This window comes from Cellulomonas citrea (genome assembly GCF_009829685.1).
Lineage (GTDB): Bacteria > Actinomycetota > Actinomycetes > Actinomycetales > Cellulomonadaceae > Cellulomonas > Cellulomonas citrea.
Window position 1 is genome coordinate 1 of the sequence record NZ_VWSD01000408.1, and the last position, 511, is coordinate 511.

Annotated in this window: 1 protein-coding gene; it reads right to left on the bottom strand. The window is 54.2% G+C overall.

What is annotated here, in order from left to right; all coding sequences use genetic code 11:
• Window positions 1–237 (bottom strand): 2'-5' RNA ligase family protein (locus tag F2B26_RS17830; protein ID WP_235929737.1); only part of this gene is annotated, 237 nt, incomplete at its 3' end.
• Window positions 238–511 lie beyond the last annotated feature (274 nt).

The window sequence follows — 511 nt, forward strand, 5'->3', positions numbered from 1 at the left end:
GAGTCTGTCGAGGGTCAGGCTGAAGGCGGGTTTATGCAGCCTGGCAACCGCCTTGCGCAGCCGCTCCATTTCGGTCGGGGGCACCTGGCCGAGGAACGCCAGCGTCAGGTGTAAGTTAGCCACGGCCACGGGTTTCGCATTCCGGTTCAGCCAGGGGTGCAGCTCATGTTGTAATCTCAGTAATTTCGCCAGGTTGTGTGGCTCGGGGGCAAAGCCCAGAAAGAGTTTCTTGCTCATATCGCGTATCTCCTGCTTCGGCTGCCATGATATGCCCTTGGCGTCACTGCCGTTCTATGCCGCTACGGCGCAACATTCGGCGCTACTCTAGGTATTTTATGCCTATACTCATACTAAGTTCAAAACCCGGCTCCATGGTATATCGCCTCCACTTTTGTGACTGACGTCGTGTGAGATGAAGTCCCAAATGGATCAGGAAGATTCTTGGTAAGGAATGCCACCTTATGTCAGCTGCATTAACCCGGCCCCTGGCCTATGAATTGGCGGAAATATT